This window comes from Burkholderiales bacterium, assembly GCA_035543335.1.
GTDB lineage: Bacteria > Pseudomonadota > Gammaproteobacteria > Burkholderiales > JAHFRG01 > JAHFRG01.
Map to the genome: position 1 here is coordinate 1 of DASZZH010000032.1, position 6,047 is coordinate 6,047.

Here is a 6,047-nt window from a genome sequence, read left to right on the forward strand (position 1 = left end):
GAAATCCGCTGAAATCAACGTCGAAACCTTCAAAGGCGTAGTTCAGTTGAGCGGCTTCGTCAGCACCCAGGCCAATATATACAAAGCGGTCGAGGTGACGCGCGGCGTCAAGGGTGTGAAGTCCGTCAAGAACGACATGCGCGTCAAGTAAGGGTGTGAGCGCCGCTTAGCGTACGCAAACCGTCGATCAACTGAAACTGCAGCGGGAAATCATGCTTACTCTTCGAATCGTAGCGGCTATATCTTTCTGCTTGTCCGCGCTGGCGCTCGGCGGCTGCCAGACTACCACCTCCGGTGGGTCGGTCGGCGCGAATCGCTCGCAACTGATGCTCGTGTCCTCCGGGCAGCTCGACCAGATAGCCGCGCAAAGTTATGCCAAGCTGCAATCAGACGCGTCGCGCAAGGGTGCGCTCAACCAGGATCACGCCATGCTTCAGCGCGTGCGCACGATCGCCAGCCGTCTCGAACCGCAGACCAGGGTGTTTCGTGCTGACGCGCCAGGCTGGAAATGGGAAGTCAATGTAATCACCAGCAACGAGCTCAACGCGTTCTGCATGCCCGGCGGCAAGATCATGGTTTATTCCGGGCTGATCAATCAACTGCATCTTACCGACGACGAGATCGCGATCGTGCTGGGGCACGAGATTTCGCACGCTCTGCGCGAGCATTCGCGCGAGCAGGTGTCCCAGGCGATGGCCGCGCAGACCGCCATCGGTATCGGCGCCGCACTGTTCGGCCTCGGCGAGGGCTCAGCCAGCGTCGCAAATGCCGGTTACGAGGCCTTGATAGCGACCAGGTTCAGCCGCACCGATGAAAACGAAGCCGACCGTATCGGCCTGGAGCTTACGGCACGCGCCGGCTACGACCCGCGCGCCGGAGTTACGTTGTGGCAGAAAATGATCAATGCCAGTCAGGGCGGCCGGCCGCCGGAATTTCTCAGTTCGCACCCGGCGGAAGCCAGCCGCGTGCAGCAGATCCAGGCGCTGTTGCCCACCGTGATGCCGCTCTACGATGCCGCGCGGCGGCGCGGCTGAGTCGACCCGTCGTGAACGAGGCAGGCACCCCGGCCGCGGATTCCGCGGCGGTCGCGGCCCGCGCGCTCCGCGACTCGCGCATTCACCTGGCGGTGCCCGGCAGCGGCAGTTTCGTTCCGGGCCCTGTCACGAGACCCCATGAATTCTCGCCGCCGCCGTGTTCGGAATATCGTGTGGAGAATCTGCGCGGCGGCGTTTCTTTGCGCCGCGGCGGGCGTGTCGGCTCAAACGGTCTGATTTGGGTAAGCGAAACAGGTCCGGTCCGGTGGATGCGATCCCTCGCTGGTTAAGCCGCATGCATGCGGTCCTGACTAAGTCTTTGAAGGCCTGGATCGACCATCGAGCCGGCAGCAAAGGCGCAGCTCTGGCCTTTTATACGTTGTTCTCCATGACGCCCATCCTGATCCTTGCCATCGCGGGCGCCGGCTATTTCTTTGGCGCCGAAGCGGCCCAGGGCGAGATCATCGCGCAAGTCGAAGGACTGGTTGGGCGCAATGGTGCGCAGGCGATCCAGGCATTGCTGGCGGGCGCGCGAGATCCAGCCTCCGGGCTCGCGGCGACCATGGTAGCGAGCGTCTTGTTGCTGGTGGGCGCCACCAGCGTCTTCGTCGAACTGAAGGGCAGCCTCGATGAACTATGGGGCATCGAACCACCCAAGGGGTTGGCCATAGTCGTGTTCTTGCGAACCCAACTCCATTCCTTCGGACTGGTACTGGTGCTGGCCTTCCTGCTGCTCGTTTCTCTCGTGCTCAGCGCAGCGCTTGCCGTGCTTGAACGTTATGCAGGCGGGATCTGGAGCAGTTCTTACAATATCCTCGCAATTCTCTCCTCGGTGATTGCATTCGGGGTCATCGCCTGTCTTTTTGCGGTGATCTACAAAGTGCTGCCGGATGCACCACTTTCCTGGCGCGATGTCTGGATCGGTGCCGCTTTTACGGCGGGATTGTTCAGCCTAGGAAAATATGCGATTGGCCTGTACCTAGGCAACAGCGGCGTGGCCTCGAGCTTTGGCGCGGCAGGGTCGCTCATCGCATTGTTGCTATGGGTCTATTACTCGGCACAGATATTTTTCCTGGGTGCAGAGTTCACCAGGCAGTACACACTGGGGTTCGGCAGCCTCCAGCATGAGACGCAGTGCCTGGCGACAATGGAGCATGCCGCAGAACCCTCGGAGTGACGGCAAAGCGGGCGATCACCGGCGCCGCAAGCTGCACGGCGGGTGCCGCTGCAGCCGGCGCAGGGGCGCTCCCCCGGGCAGCGTGAGCGTGTCGCCGGTCGTCAGACCGCGCGCGCAGGGTCGCCCGTATGGTGTTGCTGGCGCGACAACGTGTTCATCGAGCGACTGTGGAAGAGCGCCAAGTACGAGGAAGGTCTATCTGCATGCCTACGAATCGGTTCTAGATGCGCGCCAAGGCTTGGGCGCTATTTCGCGTTCTACAACAACCAGCGCCGGCCGCACTCGGCGCTTGACGGCAAGACGCCGGATAGCGTGTACTTTAATTCGCTGTCGCAGAAACTGGCAGCTTAACCCGCAGAGCTTCACTTATCGGAACCTAAATTCTGTCTGAACGAGTGGGGCCACTTCTATGAGCGCATCGTGCAGAATTTGAATTCTGTTTTATGCGACAACTACCTTGACAGTGCCCGGGTCTGTATTCGAAGTAGGGTTGGTTGCCGCGGCTTCTTGCGGCGAACACTAACTTGTGTGGCAAGTTATGTGGAAGCCAAAGTAGGTCACCGCCAGGCACCATAAAACAAAAAGCCCACCCCATTGCGGGTGGGCTTTTTCTTTTGTTCGGGCGGCCCGCCTATTTTAAGTACTGCATGCCCAGATACCACGCCACAGCGGAAATAAACGCCGAGCAGGGGATGGTGAGCAGCCAGGCCCAGACGATGCTGCCGGCAACGCCCCAGCGCACCGCGGAAAGCTTTTGCACCGAACCCACACCGACGATGGAACCGGCAATCGTATGGGTCGTCGATACCGGCACGCCCAACCAGGTGGCGAGGAACAAGGTCGTGGCGCCGCTTGCCGATGCACAGAAGCCGCTCACCGGTCTGAGCTTGGTGATTCTCATGCCCATGGTTTTGACGATACGCCAGCCACCGAACAACGTGCCCAGCCCCATTGCCGCTTGGCAGGAAATTACCACCCAGAAGGGCAAGTCTTCCTGCCCGCCGCTCAGGCCCGAGGCTATCAGCAGCATCCAGATAATGCCCATGGTTTTCTGCGCGTCATTGCTGCCGTGGCCCAGGCTGTAGAACGCCGCGGATACAAATTGCAGCCTTTTGAACCAGAGATCTATGTTGCGTGGAGTACTGGCAACGCCGATCCAGGCCACCACGATCATCAGCAGTCCGCCGAGCAAAAATCCGAGCGCCGGGGAGAGCACGATGGCCAGCGTGGTTTTCATGAAACCGCTTGCGACTAGCGTACCGACTCCGCCTTTGGCCACCGCCGCGCCGGCAAGCCCGCCAATCAGCGCGTGCGAGGAGCTGGAAGGAATGCCGTAATACCAGGTAATCAGGTTCCAGGCAATCGCACCGGAGAGCGCGCCGAACACGACATGATGGTCGACAATGTTGGGGTCGATGATGCCTTTGCCGATCGTTGTTGCCACGTGCAGGCCGAAAAACAGGAAGGCGACGAAGTTGAATACCGCAGCCCAGACAATCGCCCACTGCGGCCGCATAGCGCCGGTGGAGACAATAGTGGCAATGGAGTTGGCGGCATCGTGAAAGCCGTTCATGAAGTCGAACACTAGCGCGAAGGCAATCAGGAAGACGATTACCTCGAAACTTACGTGCAGAGAATGCATCACGCGTTCTCTAGAACGATGCCTTCGATAATGTTCGACACGTCCTCGCAGCGGTCGGTGACCGTCTCAAGGAGCTGATAGATTTCCTTCATCTTGAAGAGATGGCGCGTATCCGGCTCTTCGCGGAAGAGCTTGGCCATGGCCGAGCGCATTACCTGGTCGGCAACGGTTTCCAGCTTGTCGATTTCGGCGCAGAGATTGAGAATCGATTCGGCGTTGTCCATGTTGGAAAGATGGGACACTGCGAGCTGCACCTTTTCAGTGCAGGCGAGGCAGATGTCCGCGAGCTTTTTCGCCTCATCGGTGACGGTGCGGATATCGTAGAGAAACATGCATTGCGAGGCGTCCTCCATCAGGTCGAGGATGTCGTCCATCTTGGTTATCAGTTGGTGGATTTCGTCGCGATCGAGGGGGGTGATGAAGGTCTGGTGCAGGAGCTGAATCGTCTGGTGGGTGATTTGGTCGGCTTTGTTTTCGATGGCTTCGATGTTGCGCACGCGGATTTGCAGCTCGCCGATATCGCTCATCAGCGCTTTGAGCTCGATCGCGCCGAGTACCAGTTGTTCGGCATGTTCGTTAAAGTATTCAAAAAAGCGGCCTTCGCGGGGCATCAGTTTTCCAAACATCGTGTCACCTTTCGGAAAAACTGCTTTGATTGCATCGGGCAGGAGGTTGTTATTCAAGGGGATTGCCGGCGCGTCCCCTTTTGCCAGCCCGTATTTTAGCAGAGTCGGTCGCTTACTCTGAAATCATTCATTACCTTCGATGACGGGGTCGGGAATGTGGTTGAAAGCAATGCGCATCGGCGCGGATTTAAGCGCCAGGTGCGCGCCGCCGAAATACAAGGCACTTTTTCCGTATCGCAAATTGAGCGAATCTATGACCGCATTCAATTTGTCGCGATTGTTGCCGGTATCAAACAACGAGCGCGACTGATGCGCCTGCTCATCCAGATTAAAAAGCGTCAAAGACACGGCAAGCGGCGCAACTTGGGTCTTTCGGTAGTCCTTCCAAAGCGTTTCCAGTACCTTGAGGAGCTGCAAAGTATCCTGGGTGGGATCGTGGCGCCGCTCGTTTTCCCAGTCGCTACCGTCAATATGCTTCACCCGCACGTGCATTCCGCCGGCGATGCAGTTGTAGCTTCTGAGCCGCATCGCCGCCTTTTGCAGCAGGCGGTTCAGAACCGAGTAGGCTTTTTCGTGCGAACGCAGTTTCGGCGGCAACACATGGGAATGGCCGACGCTCCCACGCCGGGAAGGAGGAACAAATACTTCTTCACCGCGGAGTTTCGCATACATGCGCTCGCCTTCGATGCCGCCCCAGGCCAGGCGTAAACAGGTTTTATCCGCCGCGCAAAGCGCCTTGACCGAATTGATGCCATGTTCTTTGAGGCGTTTTTCCATATTGCGGCCGATGCCGGTCAGGGTGCGCAATTGCAGGCGGTACAGACACTGCGGCAAATCGGCCTCTTCAATCACCACACAGCCGTCGGGTTTTTGCAGGTCCGAGGCCACCTTGGCGAGAAACGTATTGGGCGCAATCCCAATCGAGCAGCGCAGGGCTTCTCCCACGCGATTGGCGATTTTGCGCTTGATGGCTTGGGCGAGCGCCAGCGCTTTTTCCTTCTGCTGCTGGCTGCCGGTCAACTCGCACCCCATTTCGTCTATCGAATACACGCGTTCGACCGGCGTGCAGGATTCCACCGCTTCGACCAGCTTGTGGTGATATTCGATATACACCGCCGGACGCGCTTCAACCAGGCGGATTTCAGGGCAGAGCCGTTTGGCTTCGGTCACCCTGGTGCCGGTCTTGATCCCGAATTTCTTGGCCTCGTAGCTCGCGGCGATGCAGCAGGTGGTATCGGCCATGACCGGCAATACGGCGAGGGGCAGCCCCCGCAGTTCCGGGCGCAATTGTTGTTCGACCGAAGCGAAATAGGAATTGAAATCAACGAAAAGTGTGCGGAGTGGCATCAGTGGCATGGGGCTGCAATCGACTTTGGCGGGCGATGCGGATAAGCTGTAATGGCCCTGATGATTCTACGACAAACCAACCTTAACAGGGTGTTGAAAAACTCTCCGGGAGCCGCGTTTGACACGAAAAATGCTCAGATGCAAGGCGCGCGACGAAGGTCGTAGCCAGGACTACGATGCCGAGGAGCGCAACGCAGCAGATGGGCATTTTTCGTGCAAAC

6 protein-coding genes and 1 pseudogene are annotated in these 6,047 nt (G+C 58.6%); 4 read left to right on the forward strand and 3 right to left on the reverse strand.

Features of this window, described 5'->3' with window-relative positions:
• The 4 genes and pseudogenes from VHE58_08940 to VHE58_08955 form a co-directional block, all read left to right on the forward strand.
• Positions 1 to 151: BON domain-containing protein (locus VHE58_08940; GenBank protein ID HVS27403.1), on the forward strand; the 151-nt coding region annotated here is incomplete at its 5' end.
• Positions 152 to 212: 61 nt separating this feature from the next.
• Positions 213 to 1,034 carry a M48 family metallopeptidase gene (locus VHE58_08945; protein HVS27404.1) on the forward strand — a complete coding sequence of 274 codons (822 nt, stop codon included), beginning with the start codon at positions 213 to 215 and terminating at the stop codon, positions 1,032 to 1,034.
• Between the two features lie 265 nt (positions 1,035 to 1,299).
• Positions 1,300 to 2,211: a YihY/virulence factor BrkB family protein gene (locus tag VHE58_08950; protein ID HVS27405.1), complete on the forward strand. Its 912-nt coding sequence runs from the start codon at positions 1,300 to 1,302 to the stop codon at positions 2,209 to 2,211.
• A 138-nt stretch (positions 2,212 to 2,349) separates the two neighbouring features.
• Positions 2,350 to 2,562: pseudogene (locus VHE58_08955) on the forward strand (integrase core domain-containing protein).
• Positions 2,563 to 2,842: 280 nt separating this feature from the next.
• On the opposite strand, the gene VHE58_08960 reads toward VHE58_08955, so the two are convergent.
• The 3 genes from VHE58_08960 to VHE58_08970 form a co-directional block, all read right to left on the reverse strand.
• Complete coding sequence (locus tag VHE58_08960) at positions 2,843 to 3,853, reverse strand: inorganic phosphate transporter (GenBank protein HVS27406.1); 1,011 nt, start codon at positions 3,851 to 3,853, stop codon at positions 2,843 to 2,845.
• A complete protein-coding gene (locus tag VHE58_08965; GenBank protein HVS27407.1) occupies positions 3,853 to 4,479 on the reverse strand; it encodes a DUF47 family protein in 627 nt (208 codons plus the stop codon). Before VHE58_08965 ends, VHE58_08960 begins: the two co-directional genes overlap by 1 nt.
• A 123-nt stretch (positions 4,480 to 4,602) precedes the next feature.
• Positions 4,603 to 5,826, reverse strand: coding sequence for a DNA-directed DNA polymerase (locus VHE58_08970; GenBank protein HVS27408.1), 1,224 nt, complete (start codon positions 5,824 to 5,826; stop codon positions 4,603 to 4,605).
• Positions 5,827 to 6,047 lie beyond the last annotated feature (221 nt).

Bases quoted from the DNA above. Each gene is read 5' to 3' on its own strand.
- VHE58_08945 (HVS27404.1), top strand. From the start codon at position 213: ATGCTTACTCTTCGAATCGTAGCGGCTATATCTTTCTGCTTGTCCGCG.
- VHE58_08965 (HVS27407.1), bottom strand. From the start codon at position 4,479: ATGTTTGGAAAACTGATGCCCCGCGAAGGCCGCTTTTTTGAATACTTT.
- VHE58_08970 (HVS27408.1), bottom strand. From the start codon at position 5,826: ATGCCACTCCGCACACTTTTCGTTGATTTCAATTCCTATTTCGCTTCG.
- VHE58_08960 (HVS27406.1), bottom strand. From the start codon at position 3,853: ATGCATTCTCTGCACGTAAGTTTCGAGGTAATCGTCTTCCTGATTGCC.